Genomic DNA, 25,160 nt, shown 5'->3' with positions numbered 1-25,160 from the left:
ATGGAACTGCAGAACGCACTGATCATCGCGGGTGTTGTATTGCTCCTGTTGCTGGTGGCCTATAACCGCTGGCAGATCCACAAGGCGCGCCGCGTGCGGCCGCTGATGCCCGAGGACGACCTGCCGCCGATGCGCGAGCCGGTGGTGGGCAAGACCATCCAGCCGGAAACGGAAGCCAAGCTGCGCGAGGCCCCGCCGCCCGAGCACGTCTCGCGCCGCGAGCCGACGCTGGGCGAGGCCGGCAAGGGCCTGCGCCATGACACGGACGCCGACGCCGCAGCCGTGGCGACGGCCTCGGCCGCCGCGCACGCCGCGGCAAGCACGGCCGATGCCGACGAGATCGTGACCGACGAAGTGGCCGTCGCCGCAGCCCCGGCTGCCCACGCTGGCGCCCACGCGGCGCCGGCCGACGCCCAGGCGGAGGCCGAAGCACTGGCGCCGGTCCATCCGGCCCCTCCGCCCCAATCCGCTGAACCCGCGAAAGCCGCCGAGGCGAAGCCTCGCCCGGACGTCGAGCCCGCCCCGCTGGACGGCCAGCCCGCGCCGGCGACGATCGACCCGCTGATCGACTGCATCGTGCCGATGCACCTGGAGCGCAAGGCGTCGGGCGACCGCATCCTGCCGCTGACCGGCCGGCTGCGCCGCGCCGGCACCAAGCAGGTCCACATCGAGGGCCTGCGCGTGGAATCGAACGCCTGGGAGCCGGTGACCGCCGGCCACCAGTACGAAGACCTGCAGGTGGCGGTGCAGCTGGCCAACCGCAGCGGCCCGCTCAACGCGCTGGAGTTCTCGGAATTCGTCAACGCCGTGGAGGCGCTGGCGGAGGCGCTGGACGCGTCGGCCGAACTGCCCGACATGACAGAAACCGTGGCCAACGCGCGCGAACTGGACGGGTTTGCCGCCAGCGCGGACGTGCAGCTTGGCGTGAACGTGATTTCCGATGGCGCGCCGTGGTCGGCCGCCTACGTGCAGACCGTGGCCACGCAGGACGGCCTGGTGCTGTCCCGCGACGGCACGCGCTTCATCCGCTATGAACCGGGCGCCGACGGCGTGCAGAAGCCGCTGTTCACGCTGCAGTTCGGCGACACGAACTTCCTGCGCGACGACCTGACGCTGAACGCGGGCCGCCAGATCACGCTGCTGCTGGACGTGCCGCAGGCCGCGCAGGCCATCAAGCCGTTCAAGACGGTCTGCGAGTACGGCTACAGCCTGGCCCAGCGGATGGGCGCGCAACTGGTGGACGACAACATGCGCCCACTCAGCGAGGCGTCGTTCGTGGCCATCTTCACCCAGCTCGAAAAACTCTACGAAAAGCTGGAAGCGCGCGGCATGCCGGCCGGATCGCCGGTGGCCCAGCGGCTGTTCAGCGTCTGACGACAAGCCCCCTATGACCGCCAAGAACGAAGGCGCGCGGGCTCCGGCCCCCGCGCCCGCCGGCGCATTGCCGGCCGACGCCTCTCCCGCCGAGCGCGTGCAATGGCTGCGCGCCGAACTGGATCGCCATAGCTACCAGTACTACGTGCTCGATGCGCCGACCATCCCCGACGCCGACTACGACGCGCTGTTCAGCGAGCTCCAGGCGCTGGAAACCGAGCATCCCGACCTGCTGACCGACGACTCGCCCACCCAGCGCGTGGGCGGGGCGCCGCTGGCCGCGTTCGACACGGTGCGCCACCGCGTGCCGATGCTGTCGCTGAACAACGGGTTCGAGGACGAGGACGTGGTCAGCTTCGACCGCCGCTGCGCGCAGGGGCTGGGCCGGACCGCCGTGGCCGCGCCGGCCGACGACCTGTTCAGCGCCGCCGAGGCGGACGACAACGGCGTGGAATATAGCTGCGAACTGAAGTTCGACGGCCTGGCGATGTCGCTACGCTACGAGGACGGCCGGCTCGTGCAGGCCGCCACGCGCGGCGACGGCGAGACCGGCGAGGACGTGACTGCGAACGTGCGGACGATCAAGGACATCCCGCTGAAGCTGCGCGGCAAGGCGCCGGCCGTGCTGGAAGTGCGCGGCGAGGTGTTCATGTACCGCGCCGATTTCGACAAGCTCAACGCGCGCCAGGCCGAGGCCGGCGAGAAGACCTTCGTCAACCCGCGCAACGCCGCCGCCGGCAGCCTGCGCCAGCTGGACCCGCGCATTACGGCCAGGCGGCCGCTGTCGTTCTTTGCCTACGGGCTGGGCGAGCTGGAGGGCGCCGAGCGCCCGCCCACGCACGCGGTGATGCTGGACGGGTTTGCCGCGCTGGGCCTGCCCGTCTGCGACGAGCGCCGGGTGGTGAAGGGTGCCCAGGGGCTGCTGTCGTTCCATCGTGACATCGGCGCCCGGCGCGACCAGTTGCCGTACGACATCGACGGCGTGGTGTACAAGGTCAACGCGATTCCCGAGCAGGAGCAACTGGGCTTTGTCTCGCGCGCGCCGCGCTTTGCGCTGGCGCACAAGTTCCCGGCCCAGGAGATGACCACGACGGTCGAGGACATCGAGGTGCAGGTCGGCCGCACCGGCGCGATTACCCCGGTGGCGCGGCTGGCGCCCGTGTTCGTGGGCGGCGTGACGGTGACCAACGCCACGCTGCACAACGAGGACGAGATCCGCCGCAAGGACGTGCACGTGGGCGATACGGTGATCGTGCGGCGCGCCGGCGACGTCATCCCCGAGGTGGTGGCCGTGGTGCTGGAACGCCGCCCGGCCGACGCCCGCGCGTTCGTGATGCCCACCGCGTGCCCGGTGTGCGGGTCGCACGTCGAGAAGCTGGAAGGCGAGGCCGTGGCACGCTGCACGGGCGGGCTGATCTGCGCGGCGCAGCGCAAGCAGGCGCTGATCCACTTCGCGCAGCGGCGCGCGATGGACATCGACGGGCTGGGCGACAAGATCGTCGAGCAGCTGGTGGACATGGGCATCGTCCGCACGCCGGCCGACCTCTACAAGCTCGGCGTGGCCAAGCTGGCCGCGCTGGACCGCATGGCCGACAAGTCGGCGACGAACCTCGTGGCCGCCATCGACAAGTCGCGGTCCACCACACTGAACCGGTTCATCTTCGCGCTGGGCATCCGCCATGTCGGCGAGGCCACGGCCAAGGACCTGGCCAAGCACTTCGGCAAGCTCGACAACCTGCTGGCGGCCGACGAGGCCGCGCTGCTGGAAGTCAACGACGTGGGGCCGGTCGTGGCCCAGTCGATCGCGGGCTTTCTGGCCGAATCGCACAACGTCGAGGTGATCGAACAGCTTCGCGCGGCGGGCGTACACTGGCCGGAATCGGAGCCCACGGCCCGCGCGCCGCTGCCGCTGGCCGGCAAGACCATCGTGCTGACCGGCACGCTGCCGACGCTGTCGCGCGAGGACGCCAAGGAAAAGCTGGAGGCCGCCGGCGCCAAGGTGGCGGGCTCCGTGTCAAAGAAGACCGACTACGTGGTGGCCGGCGCCGAGGCGGGCAGCAAGCTGGAGAAGGCCCAGGCCCTGGGCGTGCCCGTGCTGGACGAGGACGGGATGCTGAAGCTGCTGGCCGACGCCGGCGAAGGAGAGCCACAATGATCCGCGAAATCCTGAAGATGGGCGATTCCCGGCTGCTGCAGCAGGCGCGGCCCGTGACGCAGTTCAACACGCCAGAGCTGCGGCTGCTGATCGACGACATGTTCGACACGATGGAACACGCCAACGGCGCCGGCCTGGCCGCGCCGCAGATCGGCGTCGACCTGCAGGTGGTGATCTTCGGCTTCGACCGGAATCCGCGCTACCCGGACGCGCCCACCGTGCCCAAGACCGTGCTGATCAATCCGGTGCTGGAGCCGCTGTCCGACGAGATGGAGGAGGGCTGGGAAGGCTGCCTGTCGGTGCCGGGGCTGCGCGGCGTGGTGCCACGCCACCTGCGGCTCAGGTACTCGGGCTTCGACATGCTCGGCAACCCGATCGAGCGCGTGGCCGAAGGCTTCCACGCCCGTGTGGTCCAGCACGAATGCGACCACCTGATCGGCGTGCTGTACCCGATGCGGATCAAGGATTTCACGCGGTTCGGGTTCACGGAGATCCTGTTTCCGGAACTGCCGGCGAATTACGACGATTGAGGTTGGGGGTGATGGCTGGGTTGTCGCGGCTTGCGGCGCTGGCCCTCTCCCCCGGCCCCTCTCCCGCAGGCGGGAGAGGGGAGCAAACCATTGGCCAGTTCAGGCTTGATCTCCCGACGGTGTTCTCCCCTCTCCCGCGCGCGGGAGAGGGGCCGGGGGAGAGGGCGCCGAGCTTCTGCTTGCCGACTCGTCCCCCGCAAGCCCTGAACTCAGAACTTTTCGAACTGCCCCAGGAAGCGCCACTTGCCCGGCGGCAGGTCGCCCAGGGCGATGCGGCCCATGCGGACGCGCTTCAGGCCCACCACCTTCAGCCCCACCTGTTCGCACATGCGGCGGATCTGGCGCTTGCGGCCTTCGCGCAGCACGAAGCGTAGCTGCTCCTCGTTCTGCCAGCTCACCTTGGCCGGCTTCAGCGCCACGCCGTCGAGCGACAGGCCGAAGCGCAGCCGCTCCAGCAGGTCTTCCGGGAAGACCGCGCTGATATTGCGTTCCACCGGCCCCTGCGGCGATTCCCAGACCACGCGCACCAGGTATTCCTTCTCGACGGTGGAGTCGTCGCCGATCAGCGCGCGCGCCACGCGGCCGTCCTGCGTCAGCACCAGCAGGCCCGTGGAATCGATGTCGAGCCGGCCGGCGGGGGCCAGGTTCTTGCGCTGCCAGGGCGCAAAGCGCTTGCGCGTGGGGTCCTCTTCCCACTGGTTCTCGGGCGCGAACAGCACCGCGGCGGGCTCGTAGCCGTCCTCGGCCTGGCCGGACACGTAGCCGACCGGCTTGTTCAGCAGCACGGTCACGCGCTCGCCCTGCTCGGAGCGGGCTTCCTGCCGGATCTCGATCTCGGCGTCGGGGCGCACGCGGGTGCCCAGTTCGGTGATCGGCTCGCCGTCCACCAGCACCCAGCCGCGCGGGATCCACTCGTCGGCCTCGCGGCGCGAGCACAGGCCCAGCTCGGACATGCGCTTGGACAGCCGCACCAGCCCGTCCTCGCGCGGCTCGGCAGCCGGCTGCGGGGCGGGGCGGTCGGCCCGGTCGGTCCGCTCGCCGCGCTCGGGGCGCGCCGGACGGGCGCGGTCGGCGGTATCGCTGAAACGACGCGCCGGCGCAGTGCCACGGCGCGGCGCGGCATCATCCCGCCGCGGCCGCTCGGTCCGCGCGTCATCGCCAAAGCGACGCGGGCGCTCGTCACGCTCGCCTTCGAAGCGGCGGGGACGGTCGGTGCGCTCGCCTTCAAAGCGTCGGGGACGGTCGGTGCGCTCGCCTTCGAAGCGGCGGGGGCGCTCGGTGCGCTCGCCTTCGAAGCGGCGCGGGCGCTCGGTGCGTTCGCCATCGAAGCGTCGGGGCTGCTCGGTGCGTTCGCCTTCGAAGCGGCGTGGACGCTCGGTGCGCTCGCCTTCGAAGCGACGAGGGCGCTCGGTGCGCTCGCCTTCGAAGCGGCGGGGCTGCTCGGTGCGCTCGCCTTCAAAGCGGCGTGGGCGCTCGGTGCGTTCGCCTTCAAAGCGGCGTGGACGCTCGGTGCGCTCGCCTTCGAAGCGTCGGGGGCGCTCGGTGCGCTCGCCTTCGAAGCGGCGGAGTTGATCGGTACGCTCGCCTTCGAAACGACGGGGGCGCTCGGTGCGTTCGCCCTCAAAGCGGCGGGGGCGCTCCGTGCGTTCACCCTCGAAGCGGCGCGGACGCTCTGTGCGCTCGCCTTCAAAACGGCGGGGTTGATCGGCGCGTTCACCCTCGAAGCGACGCGGACGCTCGTCGCGCTCGCCTTCGAAGCGGCGCGGGCGCTGATCCCGCTCGCCTTCGAACCGGCGCGGGGCCCGCTCGCCGTCGGCCGGGCGGGGACGCGCCGGGCGGGCCTGGCGATCCTGGCGCGGTGCCGTGTCGGCCGGCGCGGGCTTGCGCTTGTCCTTGTCGGCCGCGCGTTCCTTGGCCTGCTTGATGCCGGAGACCACGTCCTGCACGCGCTTGCGGTTCAGGTCCGACACGCGCACCGGGCGGGTGGCCTTGCGGGGCGCGCCCGAGGTGGAGGCCTTGACGCCCAGTGTCTTGCGGCCGGAGGTATTGCTGTCTGTCATATCTTTCCAAGCGCTCGCGCGCCGGCCATCGGGGGATCAGATGGCCAGCGCGTCGAGCAAATCCTGTTCCACTTGAATCTGCAATCGGTTGTCGGCGGTCAGGCGCGAGCCATCGACCAGGAACACGTCTTCCACGCGTTCGCCGAGGGTGTTGATGCGCGCCGAATGGACGGACACGCGGTATTTGGCCAGCACGCGGGCTATGGCGTACAGCAGGCCGGTGCGGTCGTTGGCCGACACCGACAGCAGGTAGTACTGGCCGCGCTCGTCGGGGCGCAGGTCCACGCGCGGCTTGATCGGGAAGCTGCGCGACTGGCGCGACAGCCGGCCCTGCGTCGGCTCGGGCAGCGGGCACTCCAGGCGCACGCGCTCGGCCAGTTCATGCTCGACCAGCGCCAGGATGTCGCGGTAGTCGCCGGCCAGGCCGGGGTCGGTGATCTGGAACGTGTCCAGCGCGTAGCCGTCGCGCGTGGTCTCGATCTTGGCATCCTGGATCGAGAACGCCTTGCGCTCGAAATAGCCGCAGATGCGCGCGAACAGGTCCGGCTGGTCCTTGATGTAGACCACCACCTGCAGCCCCTCGCCGGCGGGCGACACGCGGGCCTTGACCACCGGGTTGGCGCTGTTGACCTGGTTGAACAGGTGTCGCGTGACCCACGCGATGTCGCGCGCATCGTGCCGCATGAAGAACGACATGTCGAGCTTGTCCCACAACGGCTTGGCCAGCTCGGGGTCGAACGCCTTCAGGCGCAGCTGGGCGATGGTGTCGTCGCGCTTCTGGGCCCACAGCGAGTGCTGGTCCAGCCGGGCGCCGCCCAACACTCGCAGCGTGATGCGGTACAGGTCTTCCAGCAGCTTGCCCTTCCAGGCGTTCCACACCTTCGGGCTGGTGCCGCGGATGTCGGCCACGGTCAGCAGGTAGAGCGCGGTCAGGTAGCGCTCGTTGCCGACCACGTCGGCAAACGCCTTCACCACGTCCGGGTCCGTCAGGTCCTGCTTCTGGGCAACGTGGCTCATGGTCAGGTGGTGCTCGACGAGCCAGGCGATCAGGTCGGTGTCCTCGCGGGAGATGCCGTGCTGCCTGCAGAAGCGCCGCGCATCGACGGTGCCGAGCTTCGAATGGTCGCCGCCGCGGCCCTTGGCGATGTCGTGGAACAGCGCCGCCACCCAGAGCACCCACGGACGGTCGAACCCGGCCATCAGCTGGCTGCAGAACGGGAATTCGTGGGTGTGCTCGACGATGGCGAAGCGGCGCATGTTGCGCACGACCATCAGGATGTGCTGGTCCACGGTGTAGACGTGGAACAGGTCGTGCTGCATCTGGCCGACGATGCGCCGGAAATTGATCAGGTAGCGGCCCAGCACGCTGGTCTGGTTCATCAGCCGCAGCGCGTGGGTGATGCCCTGCGGCTCCTGCACGATGGCCAGGAACAGCTTGCGGTTGACCGGATCGTTGCGCCAGCTTGCGTCCATCACCGTACGCGCGTTGTACAGGCCGCGCAGCGTGCGGGGCGACAGGCCCTTCACGCCCGGGGTGCGCTCGTAGAGCAGGAACGTTTCCAGGATGGCGTGCGGCTCGCGCTCGTAGAGGTCGTCGCTGGTGATCTCCAGCATGCCCTGGCGCTCGACGAACCGTTCGTTGATCTCGCGCGTGACCATCGACTCGCTCGGAAAGAGCATGGCCTCGATGTTCAGCAGCAGCACGCTGTTGAGCTGCGTGACCGCCTTGGCCGCCCAGTAATAGCGGCGCATGAGCTGCTCGCTGGCGCGCTTGTGCGTGGTCTGGCGGTAGCCGAACGATTCGGCCAGCGCGGTCTGCATGTCGAAGACCAGCACGTCCTGGCGGCGGCCGGCCAGCAGGTGCAGCCGGGCGCGGATGGTGCGCAGCAGCCGCTCGTTGCGGGCCAGTTCCTGCGACTCGCGCTCGGTCAGCAGGCCGCGCTCGAACAGTTGCTTCCAGCTATCGCCCAGGCCGGCCGCCTTGGTCATCCACAGGATCACCTGAAGGTCGCGCAGGCCGCCGGGGCTTTCCTTGCAGTTCGGCTCCAGCGCGTACGGCGTGTCCTGGTACTTGGCGTGGCGCTGGCGCAGTTCCAGCAGCTTGGCCTGGAAGAAGTCGGCCGCGTCCATGTCGGCCTGGTAGCGCTGCTGCAGCTCGCCGAACAGCGGCCTGCTGCCGGTCAGCAGCCGGGCTTCCAGCAGCGACGTACGGATGGTGATGTCGGCGGCGGATTCGCGGATGCAATCGTCCACGGTGCGCACCGACGAGCCGATCTCAAGGCCCAGGTCCCAGCACAGCCCGATGAAGCGCTCCAGGCGGCTGGCCGTGTCGGCGTCGGGCTCGTCGCGCAGCAACAGCAGCACGTCGACGTCGGAATGCGGGAACAGCTCGCCGCGGCCGTAGCCGCCGACGGCCACCAGCGCGGCCGAATCGGGCAGTTCCAGCCCCGTCCAGGCGTCGATCAGCGCGGCATCGACGGCGCGGCGCAGCCGGGTGACCAGCGGCATCACCTGGTTGCTGGCGTCGAATTCGGCAAACAGGGCCTGCTTGGCGGCCTTGAGCGCGTCGCGTATGCGCTGGCAGAGCAGCAGTTCCGGCGTGGTGTCCATGGGCGGTTCGAAGGTGGGCGCGGGCACGGCTGGAAGAAGAAAGGGCGCCTTGGTGGGCGCCCTGGCTATCGGTGCGGGATCAGGCCGCTACGGTGTCGGTGATGAAGGCCGGCGGCACGGGCGAGCCTTCGGACAGCGTCAGCACCTCGTAGCCGGTCTCCGTCACCAGCACCGTGTGCTCCCACTGGGCCGACAGGCTGCGGTCGCGCGTCTTGACCGTCCACTGGTCGGGCATCGTGCGGATGTCGCGCTTGCCGGCGTTGATCATCGGCTCCACGGTGAAGATCATGCCGGTCTTGATCTCCATGCCGGTGTTCGGGCGGCCGTAATGGAGGATCTGCGGGTCCGAGTGGAATACCTTGCCGATGCCGTGGCCGCAGTACTCGCGCACCACGCTGTAGCCGGCGCCTTCCGCGTGCTGCTGGATGGCGTGGCCGATATCGCCAAGCCGGGCGCCGTTGCGCACCTGCTGGATACCCTTCCACATGCATTCATAGGTCACCTGCGCCAGGCGCTTGGCCAGGATCGATGCCTCGCCCACCACGAACATGCGGCTGGTATCGCCGTAGTAGCCGTCCTTGGTGATGACCGTGATGTCGAGGTTGACCACGTCGCCGCCCTTGAGCACGCGGTCGCCGGGAATGCCGTGGCAGATCACGTCGTTGACCGACGTGCAGATGGCGCCGGGGAAGGGCGGGTAGCCCGGCGGCGCGTAGTTCAGCGGGGCCGGCACGGTGCCTTGCACGTCACGCATGTAGGCGTGGCAAAGGCGGTCGAGTTCGCCGGTCGTCACGCCGGCCTTGACGAACGGGGTGATGTAGTCGAGGACTTCGGAGGCAAGGCGGCAAGCCACGCGCATGTGGGCGATGTCTTCGGCGGTATTGATATGGATGCTCATGCTGCTTCGCCTGAAATGTGATGGCCCAGCCACTGACTGCGCCTGAAACTGTTCGCAAAGCGGGATTATCTCACCTTCGTGACGAGAAAGCAGGGATTTGCGGGGCGGCCCTGGGCCGCCGAACCGCGGCGGGGCCGTCCTTGTGCATCGCAATAAGGGCTTGAGCGACCGGCCGCTTTGTTGTTACAATCGCGGGCTGACTTGCCGTGGGTCCGGAACCGGGCTGCGGGGGTCGGTAAATCGAACTGTTTGTAAATCGCTGGTCCGCCCATCCGGGGTGTTCCTTTTCAGGAATGTCGGGGCGGACTTCAGACTAAACCCTTTTGGAGTCCCTCACATGTCCGTGACCATGCGCGAAATGCTGGAAGCCGGTTGCCACTTTGGCCACCAGACCCGCTTCTGGAACCCGAAGATGGCCCCCTTCATCTTCGGTCATCGCAACAAGATCCACATCATCAACCTCGAAAAGACCCTGCCGATGTTCCAGGACGCGCTGAAGTACGTGCGTCAACTGGCAGCAAACCGCGGTACCGTGCTTTTCGTGGGTACCAAGCGTCAGTCGCGCGAGATCCTGGCCGAGGAAGCCGGCCGCGCCGGCATGCCCTACGTCGATGCCCGCTGGCTCGGCGGCATGCTGACCAACTTCAAGACCGTCAAGATCTCGATCAAGCGCCTGAAGGACATGGAAGCCGCCAAGGAAGCCGGCGCGCTGGAAACCATGAGCAAGAAGGAAGCGCTGATGTTCGAGCGCGAGATGGAAAAGCTGGAAAAGTCCATCGGCGGCATCAAGGACATGGGCGGCGTGCCTGACGCCATCTTCGTGGTGGACGTCGGCTACCACAAGATCGCCGTGACCGAAGCCAACAAGCTGGGCATCCCCGTGATCGGCGTGGTCGACACGAACCACACGCCGGAAGGCATCGACTACGTGATCCCGGGTAACGACGATTCGAGCAAGGCCGTGGCCCTGTACGTGCGCGGCGTGGCCGACGCCATCCTGGAAGGCCGCGCCAATGCGGTCCAGGAAGTGGTGGAAGCCGCTCGCGGCGACGACGAATTCGTCGAAGTCCAGGAAGGCTGATTGCCCGCTGGCGCCTGAGGCCGGGACACACCGGCCGCCGGCGCCCGCCCTGCGGCAACCAAGAAAGGGGGCACTTCTGGCGCCCCCTTTTTGCAAACAGATTCAGTTGTCATCCGCCGCGGATAGCATCTGCCCCGGATGAAGCCAACCAAATCAAGGAGTGACAAATGGCGGCAATTACCGCAAGCATGGTTGCAGAACTGCGCGCAAAGACCGACGCGCCGATGATGGAATGCAAGAAGGCCCTGACGGAGGCCGACGGCGACCTGGACAAGGCTGAAGAGCTGCTGCGCGTGAAGCTGGGCAACAAGGCCAGCAAGGCCGCGTCGCGCGTGACCGCCGAAGGCATCGTGTCGACGTACATCGACGGCACGACCGGCGCGCTGGTCGAACTGAACTGCGAAACCGACTTCGTGTCGAAGAACGACGACTTCCTGGGCTTCGGCGCCAAGGTTGCCGAGCTGGTGGCCAAGCAGGCCCCGGCCGACGTGGCAGCCCTGTCGGCCCTGGAACTGGACGGCTCGACGGTCGACGCCGTGCGCGCCGCCCTGATCGGCAAGATCGGCGAGAACATGACGATCCGCCGCTTCGTGCGCTACGCCAACGGCGGCAAGCTGGCTTCGTACCTGCACGGCACCCGCATCGGCGTGATGGTCGAGTTCGACGGCGACGAAGTGGCCGCCAAGGACGTGGCCATGCACGTGGCCGCCATGAAGCCGGTGTCGCTGTCGTCGGAACAGGTGCCGGCCGAGCTGATCGCCAAGGAGCGCAGCATCGCCGAGCAGAAGGCTGCCGAGTCGGGCAAGCCGGCCGAGATCGCCGCCAAGATGGTGGAAGGTTCGGTCCAGAAGTACCTGAAGGAAGTGTCGCTGCTGAACCAGCCGTTCGTGAAGAACGACAAGCAGACCGTCGAGCAGATGCTGAAGGCCGCCAACACGACCGTGAAGGGCTTTACGCTGTTCGTGGTGGGCGAAGGCATCGAGAAGAAGCAGGACGACTTTGCCGCTGAAGTGGCTGCCCAGGTGGCCGCCGCCCAGAAGGCCTGATGTCCGGGTGGCGGGGCGGGTTTCCCTGGCGGGATGCCCGGCCTGCCACCGTATAATGCCGAGGGGCGCCGAAAGGTGCCCCTCTGCACAAGTGCGGGCGCCACGGCGCCGGTACCAGTCAGTTTTCGCAGTCACCGGCGATCTACGCGTTTTTTAGCGGCGCGTTGCACGCAGATGACGGCGAAAACCGGCTTTCGAGCTGTCTAGCAGTCCATATTCATGCGCGGCCGGTGCGCAGTTGCGTTGTGCCGCCCGCGTCCATCCATCCGTTCAAACGAGCGATCTAGAACCTGCCCGAGGGTGAACATGCCAGCCTACAAGCGCGTCCTTCTGAAACTGTCCGGTGAGGCCCTGATGGGCGACGATGCCTTCGGCATCAACCGGGCGACCATCGAAGGCATGGTCAACGACATTGCCGAAATCGTGAAGCTGGGCGTCCAGGTGGCCGTGGTCATCGGCGGCGGCAACATCTTCCGCGGCGTCGCCGGCGGCGCGGCCGGCATGGACCGTGCCACGGCCGACTACATGGGCATGCTGGCCACCATGATGAACGCACTGGCCCTGCAGGACGCCATGCGCCACGCCAACATCGAGGGCCGCGTGCAGTCGGCCCTGCGCATGGACCAGGTGGTCGAGCCTTACATCCGCCCCCGCGCCATCCGCCAGCTCGAAGAGGGTAAGGTGGTGATCTTTGCCGCCGGCACCGGCAACCCGTTCTTCACGACCGACACGGCCGCCGCGCTGCGCGGGTCGGAAATCGGCGCCGAGATCGTGCTGAAGGCCACCAAGGTGGACGGCGTCTACACGGCCGACCCCAAGAAGGACCCGAGCGCCACCCGCTACGCAACCATTTCGTTCGACGAAGCCATTTCCCGCAACCTCCAGGTCATGGACGCCACCGCCTTTGCGCTGTGCCGCGACCAGAAGCTGCCGATCAAGGTGTTCTCGATCGTGAAGCCGGGTGCCCTGAAGCGCGTGATCCTGGGTGAGGACGAAGGTACGCTAGTGCACGTTTAATCGGCGGGGACCGCATCAGAATGCGGATTCGGTCCGGCCTGAGAGTAGAATGTTTCATTTTCGATCCCGCCGTGCGGGGTCCTGTCTGGCAGTTTCCCGGAGGTAAACATGACCGTCGCCGACACCAAGAAGAGCGCCGAGCAGAAAATGCAGAAGTCGATCGAAGCCTTCAGGGCCGATCTGGCGAAAATCCGTACCGGCCGTGCGCATACCGGCCTGCTCGATCACGTCCAGGTGGATTACTACGGCTCGCTGGTGCCGATCAGCCAGGTGGCCAACGTCGGCCTGGGCGACGCCCGCACGATTACCGTGCAGCCGTGGGAAAAGAAGATGGTGCAGGCCGTGGAAAAGGCGATCCGCGACGCCGACCTGGGCCTGAACCCCGCCACGATGGGTGATGTCATCCGCGTGCCGATGCCCCCGCTGACCGAAGAGCGCCGCAAGGAGCTGATCAAGGTGGTCAAGAGCGAGGCCGAGGGTGCCAAGGTGGCCGTGCGCAACCTGCGTCGCGACGCCAACGAGCAGTTCAAGAAGCTCGTCAAGGACAAGACCATCTCGGAAGACGACGAGCGCCGCGGCGCCGACGACGTCCAGAAGCTGACCGACAAGTACGTCGGCGAAATCGACAAGCTGGTCGCCGAGAAAGAGAAGGAGATCATGACGGTGTAAGGCCGTCCCGGCGGCACGTCCGCCGGGGTAGCTCCCACTGTCGGCCAATCCATGCAGCATATCAGTTCGACGCTCGGCGTTCCCGATACCACCTATGTGCCACGACACGTTGCCATCATCATGGATGGCAACGGCCGCTGGGCGACGCAGCGTCATCTGCCGCGCGTGGCAGGCCACACCCGGGGCCTGGATACGGTGCGCGACATCGTCCAGGCGTGCGCTGCGCGCGGCGTGCAGTACCTGACGCTGTTCGCGTTCAGTTCCGAGAACTGGCGGCGCCCGGCCGACGAGGTGTCGTTCCTGATGCGCCTGTTCATGACCGCGCTGCGCCGCGAGGTGGTGCGGATGCACGCCAACAACATCCGGCTGCGCGTGGTGGGCGACCTGGTGCGCTTCAGCCCCCGCATCCAGCAGATGATCAAGGACGCGGAGGCCCGCACGGCCGCCAATACCGGCCTGACCGTGACCATCGCCGCCAACTACGGCGGGCGCTGGGATCTGCTGCAGGCCATGCGCAAGATGCTGGCCCGTTCGCCGATGCTGGACAGCGAATCGGTCGACGAATCGATGCTGGCGCCGCACCTGGCCATGGCCTATGCGCCCGAGCCGGACCTGTTCATCCGCACCGGCGGCGAGCAGCGCATCAGCAATTTCCTGCTCTGGCAGCTTGCCTACACCGAGCTGTATTTCACCGATACGTTCTGGCCCGATTTCGACGCCGCCGAACTCGACAAGGCCTTTGCTTCCTACCGCCAGCGCGAGCGCCGCTTTGGCCGGACCAGCGCCCAAGTGGTGGCGCCGGGCCTGTCGGGAACGGCCTGAGCGCGGCCATCCAACCTCCACGGGAACCGCAGCCGCATGCTTCTGACCCGCGTTATCACCGCCGTATGCCTGTTGCTGTTGATCCTGCCGATCCTGTTCCTGGCGCCGCCCACGGCGCTGGCGGTGCTGGTGGCGGTCATCGTCCTGCTGGGCGGATGGGAATTTGCCCGCCTGATCGGCCTGCGCCGGCCTTGGACCTATGTCTACGCCGCGGCCTGCCTGCTGGCGTTGCTGGCGTGGCACCTGGCGCCGTCGGGCTACGCGATCGACTGGCTGCTTGAAGCGTCGCTGGTGGCGTGGGGCGTGGCGGTGGTGCTGCTGGCCCGGGGCGTCCGCAAGGCCACGCCGGGTTTCACGGCGCTGGGCGCCGTGCTGGGGCTGATCATGCTGCCGGCCTTCGGCCACGCGGTGATGGTGCTGCGCGCCGCCGGCGTGGGCGTGCTGCTGAGCGCCGCCGTGCTGGTCTGGGCGGCCGACGTGGGCGCCTATTTTGTCGGCAAGGCCATCGGCCGACGCAAGCTGGCGCCGACCATCAGCCCCGGCAAGTCGTGGGAAGGTGCCATCGGCGGCTGGCTGCTGGCGATGATCGTCGCGCTGGGCCTGGCGGCCACCCATACGTTTGCCCCGACCTGGTATTCGCTGGTGGCGGACAAGGGCGGCCTCGGCCTGCTGGCCGTGCTGACGACGCTGCTCGTGGCGGCCAGCGTGGTGGGCGACCTCTTCGAATCCCTGCTCAAGCGGCAGGTCGGCATCAAGGACAGCAGCCGGCTGCTGCCCGGCCACGGCGGCGTGCTCGACCGCATCGACGCGCTGATCCCGGTGCTGCCGCTGGCGGCGCTGCTGCTGGCCTGGGTCTGATCAACTGAATTCCTCCGTCATATGCAACGCATTACGATTCTGGGCGCCACGGGTTCCATCGGCGAAAGCACACTCGACGTGGTGCGCCGCCATCCGGACCGCTATACCGTGCACGCGCTCAGCGCTCATCGGCAAGTGGACAAGCTGGCCGCCGCCTGTGCCGAATTCCGGCCCGCGCGGGCGGTGGTGGGGTCTGCCGAGGCCGCGGGCGAGCTGGAAGCCAGGCTGCGCGCGGCCGGTGTGCCTACCGAGGTCAGCCACGGCCCGGAAGCGCTGGAGTCGATCGCCTCGGACGCCGGCACCGATGCCGTGATGGCCGCCATCGTCGGCGCGGCCGGCCTGCGTTCGTCGCTGGCCGCCGCCCGGGCGGGCAAGCGCGTGCTCCTTGCCAACAAGGAATCGCTGGTCATGTCCGGCGGCATTTTCATGGATGCGGTGCAGCATCACGGCGCCACGCTGCTGCCAATCGACAGCGAACACAACGCGATCTTCCAGTGCCTGCCGACCAGCGACCCGCGCTATGGCGCCGGGGTATCGAAGGTGCTGCTGACGGCCTCGGGCGGGCCGTTCCGGACGCGCGATCCGTCCACGCTGCACGACATCACGCCCGACCAGGCATGCGCCCATCCCAAGTGGGTCATGGGCCGCAAGATCTCGGTGGATTCGGCCACGATGATGAACAAGGGGCTCGAAGTCATCGAGGCCCACTGGCTCTTTGGCGCGCCGGCGGACAAGATCGAGGTGCTGATCCACCCGCAGAGCATCGTCCATTCGATGGTGGCCTATGCCGACGGATCGGTGCTGGCCCAGCTCGGCAATCCGGACATGCGCACGCCGATCGCCTACGGCATGGCCTATCCGGAGCGGATCGACTCGGGCGTCACGCCGCTGGATTTGACGGTAGCCGGCGGACTGCATTTTGAGACTCCGGACCTTGAGCGATTCCCGTGCCTCGGGCTAGCCTTCGATGCATTGCGTGCGGGCGGCGTGGCGCCGGCCGTGCTGAACGCGGCCAACGAGGTCGCCGTGGAGGCGTTCCTGGCCGGTAGTATCCGGTTCACGGACATCGCCCGGCTGGTGGCCGGGGTGCTGGAGCAGCCCGCCGACGGCGACGCCGGATCGCTGGAAGGCGTGCTGGCGGCCGACGCCGCCGCACGGGACGCCGCCCAGGCGCTGCTGAAATCATTGGCCAGCCGTTGACCACCGTCGCGGCCCGGCCCGGATCTGGAAAGGGGGATTTGCCATGCAAACCGTGATCGCGTTTATCGTCGCCCTCTGCGTCCTGATCTTCGTGCACGAGATGGGCCACTACCTGGCCGCCCGCGCCTGCGGGGTCAAGGTGCTGCGGTTCTCCATCGGCTTTGGCCGCCCGCTGGCGCGCTGGGTCAGCAAGGGCCGGGACCGGACCGAATGGACGCTCGCGGCCATTCCGCTCGGCGGCTACGTCAAGATGCTGGACGAGCGGGAGCGGGATCCGGAGACCGATCCGCCCATCGATGCCGCCGAACTGCCGCGCGCGTTCAACCGGCAGCCGGTCGGCAAGCGGTTCGTGATCGTCGCGGCCGGTCCGCTGGCCAACTTTGCGCTGGCCATCGCGCTGTACCTGGTGCTGTTTGCCGGCGGCATGCGCGAGCCAGTGCCGGTGCTGTCGACGCCCGCGGCCGGCACGGTGGCGGCCGAGGCCGGGGTGCGGGACGGCGACCGCGTGCTGTCGCTGGCGGCGAATGGCCAGACCGAGCCGGTCCGTTCCTGGAACGACCTGCGCATGGCTGTGTTCGCCCAGGGTTTTGGCGATGCCCGCGCGGTGCTGCGGGTGCGGGGCGCCGACGGCGCCGAACGCGACGTCACGCTGGGCCGGCTGCCCGATACGGGCGGCAATCCGGAACAGGATCCGCTGGCCACGCTGGGGCTGGCGCTCAAGGGCGGCCCCGTCACCATCACCGAGATCGTCGCCGATTCGGCCGCCCAGCGGGCTGGGCTACGCGCCGGTGACAAGGTACTGGCCTGGCAGGGCCAGCCGCTGACGCAGGCCGGGGAACTGATCCGGGGCGTGCGCGCACGGCCGGGGCAAGACGTTACGCTCGGCATCGAACGCGGCGGACAGCGGCTGGACGTGGCCGTGAAGCTGGACGCCGCGCCCGGCGGCAAGTCCGACGCGGACGGCACGCCGGCGGCCACGGTCGGCAAGCTGGGCGCCGCGCTGAACCAGGCGGTCCAGACCGAGGTCGTGCGCTACCCGTTCACCCAGGCGCTGGCCCGGGCGGCGGATCAGGTCTGGGACACCAGCACGCTGTCGCTGAAGCTGCTTGGGAAAATGCTGGTGGGGCAGGCGTCGCTGCAGAACCTGAGCGGTCCGCTGACCGTGGCGGACTACGCCGGACGCGCCGCCAACATGGGCTGGCAGCCGTTCGTGAGCTTCCTGGCGCTGGTCAGCGTGAGCCTCGGTGTACTGAATTTGTTACCCATTCCGGTGCTGGATGGGGGGCATTTGCTGTATTATTGCGTGGAATTTTTGACTGGCAGGCCTGTACCAGACCACTGGCAAGCGATGCTGCAGAAGGTCGGCATCGCGTGCATCTTGCTCCTGACCTCACTCGCTTTGTTCAATGACGTCAGCCGACTGTTTCTTGCGCGCGGCTAGTTTCGCGCAGCCGGAAACGTCTGTCGGCCGGGGGCGGTCGCATCCTGAGGGGATGTCCCCCGTCGGGCGGGAACGGTCGTGCCGGTATTGTCAGGCGTAGCTGCAATCGGCGTTGGAGCCAACACCCTGCATGAAATCGATGAGGAAGAGGGGATCGACTTTGATCAGAAATAAGCGCATCTCGCTGAGCTTGCTGACGAGTGCCATTATTGCGGCCTGGAGCCCGGTGGGCTGGGCCGCCGATCCGTTTGTGGTCAGGGATATCCGCGTGGAGGGCCTGCAGCGCGTGGAGCCGGGCACGGTCTTCGGCTACCTCCCCGTGCGCGTCGGCGAAACCTTCACCGACGACAAGGGCGCCGATGCCATCCGTGCGCTCTACAATACCGGCTTTTTCAAGGACGTGCAGATCCGCGCCGAGGACGGCGTGCTGGTCGTGCAGGTCGAGGAACGTCCGGCCATCTCGCAGCTCGAATTCGTCGGCATCAAGGAATTCGACAAGGACACGCTGCGCCGCTCCCTGCGGGCCGTGGGCGTGGCCGAGGCGCGCTACTACGACAAGGCGCTGATCGACAAGGCCGAGCAGGAACTCAAGCGCCAGTACGTGGCGCGCGGCTACTATGCCGCCGAGGTCCAGACCACAGTGACGCCCGTGGACCGCAACCGCGTGTCCGTGGTGTTCAACGTGGAAGAAGGCCCGGTCGCCAAGATCCGCCAGATCAATATCGTCGGCAACAAGGCGTTCAAGGAAAGCACGCTGCGCGACGAAATGCAGCTTTCCACGCCGAACTGGCTGTCCTGGTACACCAAGAACGACCTGTACTCGAAGCAGAAGCTGACGGCCGACCTGGAAGCGCTGCGCTCGTATTACCTGAACCGCGGCTACCTGGAATTCCAGATCGAGTCGACGCAGGTGTCGATCACGCCGGACAAGAAGGATATCTACCTGACCCTCAACATCAACGAGGGCGAGCAGTTCAAGGTGTCCGACGTGCGCCTGGCCGGCGAGCTGCTGGGCAAGCAGGACGAGATGCAGAAGCTGCTGCAGCTCAAGAAGGGCGACATCTTCTCGTCCGAGAAGCTGACGGCCAGCACCAAGGCCATCACCGACTTGCTGGGCACCTACGGCTACGCATTCACGACCATCAACCCGCAGCCGCAGATCGACAAGGAAAAGCGCGAAGTGGCGCTGACCCTGATGGTCGACCCGGGCCGCCGCGTCTACGTGCGCCGCGTGAACGTGGTGGGCAACAGCAAGACGCGCGACGAAGTGGTGCGCCGCGAAATGCGCCAGATGGAAAGCTCGTGGTTCGACAGCGAGAAGCTCCAGCAGTCGCAGGCCCGTATCAACCGTACCGGCTACTTCACCGACACCAACATCACGACCGAGGACGTGGCCGGCGCGCCCGACCAGGTGGACGTGAACGTCAACGTGACCGAGAAGCCGACCGGCCAGATCAGCCTGGGCCTGGGTTTCTCGTCGACCGACAAGCTCGTGCTGCAGGCCGGCCTGCGCCAGGACAACGTGTTCGGCTCCGGTACCAGCCTGGGCCTCGACGTGAACACGGCCAAGTCGTTCCGGACGATCGCGCTGACGCAGTACGACCCATACTTCACGGTGGACGGCATCAGCCGCTCGACCGACATCTACTACCGCACGTCGCGCCCGCTGTACTACACCGATGACCAGGACTACAAGATCGTCTCGGCCGGCGGTGGCTTCAAGTTCGGCGTGCCGTTCTCGGAAAACGATACCGTGTTCTTCGGCATCGGCTACGAGCGCACGCAGGTGCACACGTCGGTCAACACGCCCAGCCAGTACACGGCCTGGCTGCAGAAGATCGGCAAGAACAGCGGCGACCCGATCAACAACTTCCCGTTCACGATCGGCTGGGCGCGGGACCGCCGCGACAGCGCGCTGATCCCGACCAAGGGCCCGTACACCCAGGCCAACCTGGAAGTGGGCGTGCCGGGCGGCGACACCCAGTACTACCGCGCCAGCTTCCAGCAGCAGTACTTCTACCCGCTGTCCAAGGCGTTTACGCTGGCCTTCAACGGCGAGGTGGCGTACGGTCACGGCTACGGCGACACGCCGTTCCCGGTGTTCAAGTACTTCTACGCCGGTGGTATCGGCTCGGTCCGTGGCTACCAGACCAGCACGCTGGGTCCGAAGGACCAGAACGGCAACCCGGTGGGTGGTGCCTCGAAGCTGATCGGTAACGTGGAATTCGTGTTCCCGCTGCCGGGCTCGGGCGTCGACCGCACGCTGCGCCTGTTCACGTTCTTCGACTTCGGTAACGTGTACCAGGAAGGCGCGCCGATCACGTTCAGCGACCTCAAGTATTCGACCGGTTTCGGTATGTCGTGGCTGTCGCCGATCGGCCCGCTGAAGGTCAGCATGGGCTTCCCGCTGAAGAAGGACGATACCGATCGTGTGCAGCGATTCCAGTTCCAGATCGGTACTGCATTCTGATCCCCACGAAGGATTCTGTTTTATGAAACGCCACACCCCACTGATCAAATCCCTGAGCGCGGCCGCGCTGGCCTCGGCGGCCCTTTGCGCGGCAGCCCCGGCGATGGCTCAGGAGGCGCGCATCGCCGCGGTGAATTCGGAACGTATCCTGCGCGACTCGCAGCCCGCCAAGGCCGCCCAGGTCAAGCTCGAGCAGGAGTTCTCCAAGCGCGACCGCGAACTGCAGGACATGGCCCAGAAGATCAAGGGCATGGCCGACAAGCTCGACAAGGACACGGCCGTGCTGGCCGACGCCGACCGCCAGCGCCGCCAGCGCGAGGTGGCCGACCTGGACCGCGAATTCCAGCGCAAGCAGCGCGAGTTCCGCGAAGACCTGAACCAGCGCCGCAACGAGGAACTGGCCCAGGTGCTGGAGCGCGCCAACCGCGTGATCCGCCAGCTGGCCGAGCAGCGCAAGTACGACCTGATCGTGCAGGAAGCGGTCTACGTCAATCCGCGTATCGACATCACCGACGACGTGATGAAGGCGCTGAACGCCGGTTCGGGCAAGTAAGCGGCGGCCGTCTGACGACCGTCTACGCTTTTCTCAAGGAAGTACCGCCATGCAGACACCCACACTGGGTCAGCTCGCCACCGAGAACGGCGCGCAGGTTGTGGGTGATCCCGACCTGCCCGTGGGCGGCCTGGCGCCGCTAGACCAGGCTGGCCCCGGCGACCTGTCGTTTCTCTCCAATCCGCTCTACCTGGCCCAGGCCGTGGCGTCGAAGGCCGGCGCGATCATCGTGTCGCAGGCCGACCTGGAGCGCATCCGCGCCGACGGGCAGGCCGATGGCCGCAACTGGCTGGTCGCGCGCAATCCTTACGTCTGCTTTGCTCGCGTGGCGCAGCGCTTCGACCGCGCCGCCAATGCCGATCCGCGTGTCGGCATCGACGCACGTGCGACGGTGTCGCCCGATGCCACGGTCCCGGCCTCGTGCTATATCGGCCCGAACGTCGTGATCGAGCCCGGTGCGCGGCTGGGCGAGCGGGTGCGCGTGCTGGCAAATGCCTTTATCGGCGCAGGCGCGGAGATTGGCGAAGATACGCTCATTTACGCGAACGTTTCTGTCTATCATCGTTGCGTGGTGGGTGCGCGCAACATCCTGCACAGCGGGGCGGTGATTGGCGCCGACGGCTTTGGCTTTGCGCCCGACATCGGGCCGGCCGGCGTGGCGTACGTCAAGATCCCGCAGGTGGGACGCGCGGTGCTGGGCGACGACGTGGAAATCGGCGCCAATACCTGCGTGGATCGCGGGGCGATGGCCGATACCGTGATCGAGGAAGGCTGCAAGATCGACAACCAGGTACAGATCGCCCACAACGTGCACGTGGGCGCCCATACCGTGATCGCCGGCACGGCGGCCGTGTCGGGCAGCACCAGGATCGGACGGTTCTGCGTGATCGGCGGCGCGGCGAACTTTTCAGGGCATCTGACGATTGCCGACCGGACCACGGTGTCCGGCGGCACGTCGATTACCAAATCGATTACAAAACCCGGTGGCCATTTCACCAGCGTGTTCCCGTTCACGTCGCATGGCGAGTGGGAGCGCAATGCGGCAATCGTGCGCGGGCTGTCGAAGCTGCGCGAGCGCGTCGTGCAGCTCGAGCGCCGGCTGCGCGGCGACGCCAGCGGGTCCCATGGCAACAAACAAGACGAAGAGAAATCATCATGACAGCCTCCGATATCGACATCCGCAAGATCCTGAAGCTGCTGCCGCATCGGTACCCGATCCTGCTGGTCGACCGCGTGCTGGAGTTCGAGCCGCAGAAGCGGATCAAGACCCTGAAGAACGTGACGATCAACGAGCCGTACTTCATGGGCCATTTCCCGGAACAACCGGTGATGCCGGGTGTCATGATCCTGGAGGCGCTGGCGCAGTCGGCCGGCCTGCTGACCTTTGGCGCCGACATGGAGCGCAAGGAAGGCGCGCTGTACTACTTCGTCGGCATCGACGGCGCCCGCTTCAAGCGCGTGGTGTACCCCGGTGACCAGTTGCACCTGAATGTGACCGTGGAACGCTATATCCGCGGTATCTGGAAGTTCAAGGCCAGCGCCACCGTGGACGGCGAGGTGGCTTGCGAGGCCGAGCTGATGTGCACGGTCAAGCAGGCCGAAGGCTGAGCTTCCGATACCGAGCAGAACTGAACGCACAGGACAGGACGAATGACGCAAATCCATCCCACCGCACTGGTCGATCCGAAGGCCGAGCTTGCCGCCGACGTGGAAGTCGGCCCGTTCTCGATCGTCGGCCCGAACGTCCGGATCGGCAGCGGCACGCGGATCGGCTCGCACACGACCGTCGAAGGTTACACCACGATCGGCGCGGGTAACCGTATCGGCCCCTATGCCTCCGTGGGTGGCGTGCCGCAGGACATGAAGTACGCCAACGAGCCCACCCGGCTGGAGATTGGCGACCGCAACACGATTCGCGAATTCACGACGATCCACACCGGCACGGTGCAGGACCGCGGCGTGACGAGCCTGGGCAACGACAACTGGATCATGGCGTACGTGCACATCGCGCACGACTGCCAGGTGGGCAACCACACGGTGTTCTCCAGCAACGCGCAGATCGCCGGCCACGTCGAGGTCGGTGACTGGGCGATCCTGGGCGGCATGAGCGGCGTGCACCAGTTCGTGCGCATCGGCGCGCATGCCATGCTGGGCGGCGCGTCGGCGCTGGTGCAGGACGTGCCGCCGTTCGTGATCGCGGCCAGCGACAAGAGCGGCAACAAGGCCACGCCGCACGGCATCAACGTGGAAGGGCTGCGCCGCCGTGGTTTTGACGCGGGCCAGATCGCCGCGCTGCGCCAGGCGTACAAGCTGCTGTACAAGTCGGACCTGAGCTTCGACGATGCCCAGCGCGAGATTGCCGCGCTGCTGGGCCAGTCGGACGCCACGACCGCGGCGCCGCTGCAGTCGTTCGTCGATTTTCTTGCCGCCACCCAGCGCGGCATCGTGCGCTAAAGCCGGCCGCAGATGGTCGAGGCAGCCATGCCGGCCGCGCTTCCCGCCGAAGCGCCGGCCCACGTGAACAAGCGCGGCACGATCGCCATGGTTGCCGGCGAGGCATCGGGCGACCTGCTGGCGTCTTTGTTGCTGGAGGGCCTGCACGCGCGGCTGGGCGATTCGGTGGACTACGCCGGCATCGGCGGCCGTCGCATGATGGCCCAGGGATTCGTCTCGCACTGGCCGATGGAGACGCTGTCGGTCAACGGCTATGTCGAGGTGCTCGGCTCGCTGCGGGAAATCCTGGCGACGCGCCGCGCCATCCGCGACCGACTGCTGGCGCATCCGCCGCTCTGTTTCATCGGCGTGGACGCGCCCGATTTCAATTTCGGGCTGGAGGTGCCGCTGCGGCGCGCCGGGATTCCGGTCGTGCACTTTGTCAGCCCGTCGATCTGGGCGTGGCGCGGCGGCCGGATCCGCACGATTGCCCGCGCCGTCGACCACATCCTCTGCCTGTTTCCGTTCGAGCCCGAGATCTACGCCAGGGCGGGCATTCCCGCCACGTACGTCGGCCACCCGCTGGCCGACGTGATTCCGATGGTGCCCGACGTGGCTGGCGCCCGCCGGGCGCTGGGGCTGCCCGACGGCAAGCGGATCGTCGCGGTGCTGCCGGGGAGCCGCCAGTCCGAGGTGCGCAATCTCGGCGCCACGTTCTTCGAGGCCATGGCGCGCATGCAGCGCATGGACGGCAACCTGGCCTTCGTGCTGCCGGCCGCCAACGCGGCGCTGCATGCCATCGTCGAGGCGCTGCACGCCCAGCATCCCGAGATCGACCTGACGATTGTGGACGGTCAATCGCATCTGGCGATGGAGTCGGCCGACGTCGTGCTGCTGGCCAGCGGCACGGCCACGCTGGAGGCGGCGCTGTACAAGAAGCCGATGGTGATTTCGTACAAGGTGCCCTGGCTGACCGCGCAGATCATGAAGCGGCAGGGCTACCTGCCGTACGTGGGGCTGCCTAATATTCTGTCAGGGCGCTTTGTCGTGCCCGAGTTGCTGCAGGACGATGCCACGCCCGAGGCGCTGGCGCGCGAAACGCTGCTGCAACTGAACGACGAAGGCAATATCGCCTTCCTGCGCGAACACTTCACGACCATGCACGAGACGTTGAAGCGCGACACGGCCCGGCTGGCGTCGGGCGTGGTGGCGGACCTGATGCACAGCCGGGGAGTTGCCTGATGCCGCGCGCCAAGGCCGCCCAGGCCGCCGACGCCGGCCAGCTCGGGCTCGAACTGACCCAGACCGTCGCCGTCGTCCGCTACCTCTGCGGCGTGGACGAGGCCGGGCGCGGTCCGCTGGCCGGCCCCGTGTACGCGGCGGCCGTCGTGCTGAACCCGGAACGGCAGATTCGCGGCCTGGCCGATTCGAAGATCCTGTCGGCGGACAAGCGCGAGGTGCTGTTCGACCGCATCTGCGAGCGGGCGCTGGGCTGGCACATCGCCTTTGCCACGGTCCAGGAAATCGACCAGATCAACATCCTCCATGCCTCGATGCTGGCGATGCAGCGCGCCGTGCAGGGGCTGGCGGCCAGCGGCGTGATACCGGACCTCGTGCAGGTCGACGGCAACCGTTGTCCGCAGGTGTCGTATCCGGTGGAAGCCATCGTCAAGGGCGATGCCAAGGTGCGCGCCATCTCGGCGGCGTCGATCCTGGCCAAGGTCGCGCGCGACCGCAACCTCGTGGAACTGCACGCGGAATACCCTGAGTACGGCTTCGATTCGCATTTCGGCTATCCCACGCCGCAGCATTTCGCCGCGCTGGAGCGCCACGGCCCCACGCCGCATCACCGCCGGTCGTTCGCGCCCGTGCGCGTGGCGCTGGAGCGGCTGAGCGGCCTGGCGCCGGAAGCGCCGCCTTTCTGAGCTTTTTTTCGACGTTCC

At 67.4% G+C, this 25,160-nt stretch carries 22 protein-coding genes; 19 read left to right on the top strand and 3 right to left on the bottom strand.

Going from position 1 to position 25,160, the window contains the following annotated elements; all coding sequences use genetic code 11:
• Genes EPAKOI_RS08780 through def form a run of 3 tightly spaced genes read left to right on the top strand, consistent with a single transcriptional unit; the run spans position 1 to position 4,059 of the window.
• On the top strand, positions 1 to 1,374 hold the full coding sequence (locus EPAKOI_RS08780) for a cell division protein ZipA C-terminal FtsZ-binding domain-containing protein (RefSeq protein ID WP_423192018.1): 1,374 nt from the start codon (positions 1 to 3) through the stop codon (positions 1,372 to 1,374).
• Between the two features lie 13 nt (positions 1,375 to 1,387).
• Positions 1,388 to 3,529 (top strand): NAD-dependent DNA ligase LigA, encoded by a 2,142-nt coding sequence (ligA, locus tag EPAKOI_RS08775; RefSeq protein WP_423192017.1) that lies wholly within the window; start codon positions 1,388 to 1,390, stop codon positions 3,527 to 3,529.
• The gene (gene def, locus EPAKOI_RS08770; protein ID WP_423192016.1) at positions 3,526 to 4,059 is read left to right on the top strand and encodes a peptide deformylase; all 534 of its coding nucleotides are present in this window, start codon (positions 3,526 to 3,528) and stop codon (positions 4,057 to 4,059) included. Before ligA ends, def begins: the two co-directional genes overlap by 4 nt.
• Positions 4,060 to 4,268: 209 nt before the next feature.
• Here the strand turns inward: def and EPAKOI_RS08765 are convergent, their stop codons facing one another.
• On the bottom strand, positions 4,269 to 5,030 hold the full coding sequence (locus EPAKOI_RS08765) for a pseudouridine synthase (protein WP_409558997.1): 762 nt from the start codon (positions 5,028 to 5,030) through the stop codon (positions 4,269 to 4,271).
• Between EPAKOI_RS08765 and EPAKOI_RS08760 the strand changes: the two genes are divergently transcribed.
• Positions 5,011 to 5,631, top strand: a complete 621-nt coding sequence (locus EPAKOI_RS08760) for a hypothetical protein (protein WP_423193504.1) — start codon at positions 5,011 to 5,013, stop codon at positions 5,629 to 5,631. The two genes, EPAKOI_RS08765 and EPAKOI_RS08760, sit on opposite strands and share 20 nt — an antisense overlap.
• Before the next feature lie 524 nt (positions 5,632 to 6,155).
• Here EPAKOI_RS08760 and EPAKOI_RS08755 read toward each other — a convergent pair.
• A complete protein-coding gene (locus EPAKOI_RS08755) occupies positions 6,156 to 8,729 on the bottom strand; it encodes a [protein-PII] uridylyltransferase (protein WP_124684145.1) in 2,574 nt (857 codons plus the stop codon).
• 79 nt (positions 8,730 to 8,808) lie between these two features.
• The gene (map, locus tag EPAKOI_RS08750) at positions 8,809 to 9,627 is read right to left on the bottom strand and encodes a type I methionyl aminopeptidase (RefSeq protein WP_313836518.1); all 819 of its coding nucleotides are present in this window, start codon (positions 9,625 to 9,627) and stop codon (positions 8,809 to 8,811) included.
• A 337-nt stretch (positions 9,628 to 9,964) separates the two neighbouring features.
• On the opposite strand from map, the gene rpsB reads away from it, so the two are divergent.
• The 15 genes from rpsB (at position 9,965) to rnhB (ending at position 25,142) form a co-directional block, all read left to right on the top strand.
• A complete protein-coding gene (gene rpsB, locus EPAKOI_RS08745) occupies positions 9,965 to 10,708 on the top strand; it encodes a 30S ribosomal protein S2 (protein WP_124684147.1) in 744 nt (247 codons plus the stop codon).
• Positions 10,709 to 10,875: 167 nt separating this feature from the next.
• Positions 10,876 to 11,754 (top strand): translation elongation factor Ts, encoded by an 879-nt coding sequence (gene tsf, locus EPAKOI_RS08740; RefSeq protein WP_423192015.1) that lies wholly within the window; start codon positions 10,876 to 10,878, stop codon positions 11,752 to 11,754.
• Positions 11,755 to 12,060: 306 nt separating this feature from the next.
• Positions 12,061 to 12,771: a UMP kinase gene (pyrH, locus tag EPAKOI_RS08735; RefSeq protein ID WP_124684149.1), complete on the top strand. Its 711-nt coding sequence runs from the start codon at positions 12,061 to 12,063 to the stop codon at positions 12,769 to 12,771.
• A gap of 108 nt (positions 12,772 to 12,879) precedes the next feature.
• Positions 12,880 to 13,440: a ribosome recycling factor gene (gene frr / locus EPAKOI_RS08730; protein WP_124684150.1), complete on the top strand. Its 561-nt coding sequence runs from the start codon at positions 12,880 to 12,882 to the stop codon at positions 13,438 to 13,440.
• Between the two features lie 51 nt (positions 13,441 to 13,491).
• On the top strand, positions 13,492 to 14,262 hold the full coding sequence (locus tag EPAKOI_RS08725; protein ID WP_124684151.1) for an isoprenyl transferase: 771 nt from the start codon (positions 13,492 to 13,494) through the stop codon (positions 14,260 to 14,262).
• Positions 14,263 to 14,298: 36 nt separating this feature from the next.
• Complete coding sequence (locus tag EPAKOI_RS08720; protein WP_423192014.1) at positions 14,299 to 15,120, top strand: phosphatidate cytidylyltransferase; 822 nt, start codon at positions 14,299 to 14,301, stop codon at positions 15,118 to 15,120.
• Between the two features lie 21 nt (positions 15,121 to 15,141).
• Positions 15,142 to 16,320: a 1-deoxy-D-xylulose-5-phosphate reductoisomerase gene (ispC, locus tag EPAKOI_RS08715; RefSeq protein WP_124684153.1), complete on the top strand. Its 1,179-nt coding sequence runs from the start codon at positions 15,142 to 15,144 to the stop codon at positions 16,318 to 16,320.
• Positions 16,321 to 16,363: 43 nt separating this feature from the next.
• Positions 16,364 to 17,761, top strand: a complete 1,398-nt coding sequence (rseP, locus tag EPAKOI_RS08710) for an RIP metalloprotease RseP (RefSeq protein WP_423192013.1) — start codon at positions 16,364 to 16,366, stop codon at positions 17,759 to 17,761.
• Positions 17,762 to 17,921: 160 nt separating this feature from the next.
• Positions 17,922 to 20,231: an outer membrane protein assembly factor BamA gene (bamA, locus tag EPAKOI_RS08705; RefSeq protein ID WP_423192012.1), complete on the top strand. Its 2,310-nt coding sequence runs from the start codon at positions 17,922 to 17,924 to the stop codon at positions 20,229 to 20,231.
• Between the two features lie 22 nt (positions 20,232 to 20,253).
• Positions 20,254 to 20,784 (top strand): OmpH family outer membrane protein, encoded by a 531-nt coding sequence (locus EPAKOI_RS08700; RefSeq protein ID WP_423192011.1) that lies wholly within the window; start codon positions 20,254 to 20,256, stop codon positions 20,782 to 20,784.
• Positions 20,785 to 20,833: 49 nt separating this feature from the next.
• Complete coding sequence (lpxD, locus tag EPAKOI_RS08695; protein WP_423192010.1) at positions 20,834 to 21,943, top strand: UDP-3-O-(3-hydroxymyristoyl)glucosamine N-acyltransferase; 1,110 nt, start codon at positions 20,834 to 20,836, stop codon at positions 21,941 to 21,943.
• A complete protein-coding gene (gene fabZ / locus EPAKOI_RS08690) occupies positions 21,940 to 22,392 on the top strand; it encodes a 3-hydroxyacyl-ACP dehydratase FabZ (RefSeq protein ID WP_019447440.1) in 453 nt (150 codons plus the stop codon). Before lpxD ends, fabZ begins: the two co-directional genes overlap by 4 nt.
• A 42-nt stretch (positions 22,393 to 22,434) precedes the next feature.
• On the top strand, positions 22,435 to 23,238 hold the full coding sequence (lpxA, locus tag EPAKOI_RS08685; RefSeq protein WP_124684158.1) for an acyl-ACP--UDP-N-acetylglucosamine O-acyltransferase: 804 nt from the start codon (positions 22,435 to 22,437) through the stop codon (positions 23,236 to 23,238).
• Between the two features lie 12 nt (positions 23,239 to 23,250).
• Complete coding sequence (gene lpxB / locus EPAKOI_RS08680) at positions 23,251 to 24,459, top strand: lipid-A-disaccharide synthase (protein ID WP_423192009.1); 1,209 nt, start codon at positions 23,251 to 23,253, stop codon at positions 24,457 to 24,459.
• Positions 24,459 to 25,142 (top strand): ribonuclease HII, encoded by a 684-nt coding sequence (rnhB, locus tag EPAKOI_RS08675; protein WP_423192008.1) that lies wholly within the window; start codon positions 24,459 to 24,461, stop codon positions 25,140 to 25,142. The genes lpxB and rnhB overlap by 1 nt, the downstream gene beginning before the upstream one ends.
• The last annotated feature ends 18 nt before the right edge of the window (positions 25,143 to 25,160 follow it).

Source organism: Cupriavidus sp. H18C2, from assembly GCF_049393795.1.
Classification (GTDB): Bacteria; Pseudomonadota; Gammaproteobacteria; order Burkholderiales; family Burkholderiaceae; genus Cupriavidus; species Cupriavidus pauculus_C.
Note: the sequence above shows the minus strand (reverse complement) of the source record. Positions and strands in the feature narration are given on the sequence as shown.

Coding starts and splice junctions, on each gene's coding strand:
- EPAKOI_RS08780 (WP_423192018.1), top strand. CDS start 1: ATGGAACTGCAGAACGCACTGATCATCGCGGGTGTTGTATTGCTCCTG.
- ligA (WP_423192017.1), top strand. CDS start 1,388: ATGACCGCCAAGAACGAAGGCGCGCGGGCTCCGGCCCCCGCGCCCGCC.
- def (WP_423192016.1), top strand. CDS start 3,526: ATGATCCGCGAAATCCTGAAGATGGGCGATTCCCGGCTGCTGCAGCAG.
- EPAKOI_RS08760 (WP_423193504.1), top strand. CDS start 5,011: ATGCGCTTGGACAGCCGCACCAGCCCGTCCTCGCGCGGCTCGGCAGCC.
- EPAKOI_RS08755 (WP_124684145.1), bottom strand. CDS start 8,729: ATGGACACCACGCCGGAACTGCTGCTCTGCCAGCGCATACGCGACGCG.
- map (WP_313836518.1), bottom strand. CDS start 9,627: ATGAGCATCCATATCAATACCGCCGAAGACATCGCCCACATGCGCGTG.
- rpsB (WP_124684147.1), top strand. CDS start 9,965: ATGTCCGTGACCATGCGCGAAATGCTGGAAGCCGGTTGCCACTTTGGC.
- tsf (WP_423192015.1), top strand. CDS start 10,876: ATGGCGGCAATTACCGCAAGCATGGTTGCAGAACTGCGCGCAAAGACC.
- pyrH (WP_124684149.1), top strand. CDS start 12,061: ATGCCAGCCTACAAGCGCGTCCTTCTGAAACTGTCCGGTGAGGCCCTG.
- frr (WP_124684150.1), top strand. CDS start 12,880: ATGACCGTCGCCGACACCAAGAAGAGCGCCGAGCAGAAAATGCAGAAG.
- EPAKOI_RS08725 (WP_124684151.1), top strand. CDS start 13,492: ATGCAGCATATCAGTTCGACGCTCGGCGTTCCCGATACCACCTATGTG.
- EPAKOI_RS08720 (WP_423192014.1), top strand. CDS start 14,299: ATGCTTCTGACCCGCGTTATCACCGCCGTATGCCTGTTGCTGTTGATC.
- ispC (WP_124684153.1), top strand. CDS start 15,142: ATGCAACGCATTACGATTCTGGGCGCCACGGGTTCCATCGGCGAAAGC.
- rseP (WP_423192013.1), top strand. CDS start 16,364: ATGCAAACCGTGATCGCGTTTATCGTCGCCCTCTGCGTCCTGATCTTC.
- EPAKOI_RS08700 (WP_423192011.1), top strand. CDS start 20,254: ATGAAACGCCACACCCCACTGATCAAATCCCTGAGCGCGGCCGCGCTG.
- lpxD (WP_423192010.1), top strand. CDS start 20,834: ATGCAGACACCCACACTGGGTCAGCTCGCCACCGAGAACGGCGCGCAG.
- fabZ (WP_019447440.1), top strand. CDS start 21,940: ATGACAGCCTCCGATATCGACATCCGCAAGATCCTGAAGCTGCTGCCG.
- lpxA (WP_124684158.1), top strand. CDS start 22,435: ATGACGCAAATCCATCCCACCGCACTGGTCGATCCGAAGGCCGAGCTT.
- lpxB (WP_423192009.1), top strand. CDS start 23,251: ATGGTCGAGGCAGCCATGCCGGCCGCGCTTCCCGCCGAAGCGCCGGCC.
- rnhB (WP_423192008.1), top strand. CDS start 24,459: ATGCCGCGCGCCAAGGCCGCCCAGGCCGCCGACGCCGGCCAGCTCGGG.